This is a genomic window from Mesorhizobium sp. M4A.F.Ca.ET.050.02.1.1, from assembly GCF_003997725.1.
In the GTDB taxonomy this organism is placed as follows: Bacteria; Pseudomonadota; Alphaproteobacteria; order Rhizobiales; family Rhizobiaceae; genus Mesorhizobium.
Window position 1 is genome coordinate 1 of sequence record NZ_RZSG01000732.1, and the last position, 3,004, is coordinate 3,004.

At 64.1% G+C, this 3,004-nt stretch carries 3 protein-coding genes; all 3 read right to left on the reverse strand.

From position 1 onward, the window contains the following. Positions 1-1,110, reverse strand: a 1,110-nt coding sequence (locus EOA33_RS30205; protein WP_127407309.1) for a glycosyltransferase, incomplete at its 3' end; no start/stop codon positions are given. Continuing rightward, a complete protein-coding gene (locus tag EOA33_RS30210; protein ID WP_127407310.1) occupies positions 1,107-2,276 on the reverse strand; it encodes an acyltransferase in 1,170 nt (389 codons plus the stop codon). The genes EOA33_RS30205 and EOA33_RS30210, both read right to left, overlap by 4 nt. After that, positions 2,276-2,737, reverse strand: coding sequence for a hypothetical protein (locus tag EOA33_RS30215; protein ID WP_127407311.1), 462 nt, complete (start codon positions 2,735-2,737; stop codon positions 2,276-2,278). Before EOA33_RS30215 ends, EOA33_RS30210 begins: the two co-directional genes overlap by 1 nt. Positions 2,738-3,004 lie beyond the last annotated feature (267 nt).

The window sequence follows — 3,004 nt, forward strand, 5'->3', positions numbered from 1 at the left end:
TGCCAGCCCCAATCGAAAAGGCTTCAGCACCTCGGCTTCCGGCCTGGCCTTGAAATGATAGGCCAGCCGGTCGGCCTTCTTGCTGGCGGTGATCGAGGCGAGGCTGAGCCAGGGAGCCCAGTTGCCGGGGCCAAGCGCGTATTTCTCTCGGCGGCGGATGGCGTCCCATTTCGCCGTCCGCGTCAGCAGCTCACGCGTCAGCGGCGGCCTCTTCTCGTCGCCGACGAGCTGGTAGAGGAAATAGAAAAGGTTGAGCGCGCCGGCGGCGAAGCTTGGCCGTGTCTCGTCGGGCAGTGAGGCGATCCGCTCCTCCAGCGCAACGATGAATTGGGCCGCGCGGGCGACCGTGTCGAACGAAACGTTCTCGCCGATGGCGCGCAGGTCCTGCGTCGCCTGCGCCAGGCCCTCGCCCTCGAGATTCTCGGCCACGATCCTGAGATGCGTGCGGCGCATCTCCTCGCAATGCCGGCTGGTCACGCTGCCCGGATGGATGCGGTAGACAAGCAGGTTCTCCGGCATCATCGCCGCCGGGTAGCGGGCGGCGAGGCGCCGGAAGAGGTCGAAATCCTCGGCATGCCTGTATTGCGGATCGTAGTGCAGGCTGTCGTCGCCGATGACCTGGCGATTGTAGACCACGGTGGGGTGCATGAAGATGGTGAAGAACTGCGACAGGATCGGGATGCGGCCGACCTTGAACACCGGATCGAGCGAGCCGCTCTTGATGCGGCCGTGCTGCAGCATGTCTATGCCGGCGCCGCAGAAGCCGAGCTCCGGCCGTTCGGCAAACAGTGCCACCTGGCGCGACAGGCGCCACGGATAGGCGAAGTCGTCGGCGTCCATACGGGCGACCAGTTCGCCCCGGGCGAGCTGCAGCCCTTCATTCAGCGTGGCGACGAGGCCGCGGTTTTCGCGCGAGAAGAGCCTGACGCGGCTGTCGGCCTTGCGGTGGCGCTCGAGGATTTCCAGCGAGTTGTCGCTCGACCCGTCATCGATCGCGATCACCTCGAGGCGATCGTAGTCCTGGCGCAGGATCGAGCCGATCGCGGCGGCGATATAGGGCCCGGCATTGTAGACGGGCAAAAGCACGGAAACGAGCGGCGCGGCGGTCATCGGCGTGCCTCCGTGCGCGACAGGTCGAGCCCTGCCGCGCGATGATCGGGCGACACGCCGGGAAAGGTCAACCGGCCAGTGTCGCCCGCGCTGCGCGGGTGAGCGCGGCGCGCGACGTAGGGAAAGTGACGCTTGAAGCCGTTGAGCGGTTTTTCGAAAACCGTCCAGGAAACTGCGGCGACAATGATGGTGGCCGCGCCCGCGACCAGGAAACGGCCCGGCCCCTGTTCGGAGACGTTGAGCGGAATCCAGGGCTGCGCCTTGACGGCATAGGCCAGCAGGATCGGGTGGTAGAGATAGACGCCGTAGCTGATGCGGCCAAGGGCAAGCGCGGGTGGCAATTCCGCGAGCTTGCCGATGAAGCCGCCGACGCCTCGCGAGAAGGCCGTGACCAGAACCACCAGTGGCACCAGCGGCAGCACCTGCAGCAGCAGCCAGTGCGCCCATTCCAGCATCGGGTTTGCCGGCGCCGGGACGAACCAGTGGATCGCCAGGAACAGGGTTGCGAAAACCGGCCAGCCGAGCCGCATCCAGCGCGGCAGGTCAGCGCCCCTGGCGCGGCGCGACGCAAGCAGCGCGCCGCAGGCCAGCGCGTCCATCGAGGCTGGCGGCAGCAGATCGCGGGCAAGTGTCGGCACTGCGGTCACCGGCCAATAGAAGCGGTAGGCGAGCGACAACAAGATCACGCCAGTGACGATCGCCTCGATGCGCCGGCGCGGCGCCAGAAGCACGATCAGCGGCCAGGCGAGATAGAATTGCTCCTCGATGCTGAGGCTCCAGAAATGGCAGAGCAGCCAGGGCGTCCACTCGTTGCGCAGCGCGTACCAGAAATTGGAGAGATAGAGCGCGTGCCAGATAAGCGAGCCCCGGGAATGTTCGAGGTCGGTCAGCCAGACCAAGCCCAGCACCGCGAAATAGGGCGGGAAGATCCTGAGCATGCGCCGGATGTAGAAGGCCCGCAGCGCCGGCCCCGCCTCGTACGCGGCGGCGTCGCGCGCGTCGATGAGCAGCCGCGTGATCAGGAAGCCGGACAGCACGAAGAACAGCCTGACGCCGAGATGGCCGACAAAAGAAGCCCCGCCGGGCGCCAGGAAGTGGGCATAGAGCACCATCGTCACCGCGACGGCGCGCAGCGCATCGAGCTGTATGTCGCGGGCGTTTGCCATCAGCCGCGTCCGCCGGCGTATTCCGCTGAGGCTGGATTGATATCGATGCCGGTCAGCAGAAGGCCCAAACTGCTCAACTCCTCCACGGCATATTCGCAATAGCTAACGAATGTAACATGGAATGCTGCGCCGCAACACAAAATGTTTACCATCTTGAAATAAAATCGTGATCGCGGCGCCGACAAAAGGCGCAAATTCGCCAAGTTTTCGCCATTTTTGCCAATTGCGCCCCAGTGCGTCGGGGTGTCGTGCAAGAAATCCGACGCTTGTTCTGTTAGTCTAGAAGTATTCATCGGGTTGTGTTCTGGGTAAGAGGCGCGCAACTTTCGCGAGTGCTTATTTGATATTTGATGAAAATCTCCGGATGATTGGCCTTGGGCGAATGACTCAGGGCAGTGCGACATTGTGCGGTGCAGCAAGATATGGTGCGAGATGGCGCGATAGGCTGGGTTTCCACGCATTCCCGACCTTCGGCCGAGCCGCCTCTTCGCCGAGCTCGCCCAGACATGCAAAGCGAGCCGAAGTTACGAGCATCCCGCCGAGCGAGCTATAACATATGTTGTCGCGCGGACCGGAGGCGTGGCGACGGTCGCCTCCTTCAGCACGCCATTCGCAATGAGACAGTATTTGGCGGCGCGGTCATGGATCCGCGCGGCGCTCCCGATCGAGCATGAGCGCAATGATTGAGCCGGCGCAGGTCGCGACCAGGATCGAGACCCAGGTGACGC

Bases quoted from the DNA above. Each gene is read 5' to 3' on its own strand.
- EOA33_RS30210 (WP_127407310.1), bottom strand. From the start codon at position 2,276: ATGGCAAACGCCCGCGACATACAGCTCGATGCGCTGCGCGCCGTCGCG.
- EOA33_RS30215 (WP_127407311.1), bottom strand. From the start codon at position 2,737: ATGCGTGGAAACCCAGCCTATCGCGCCATCTCGCACCATATCTTGCTG.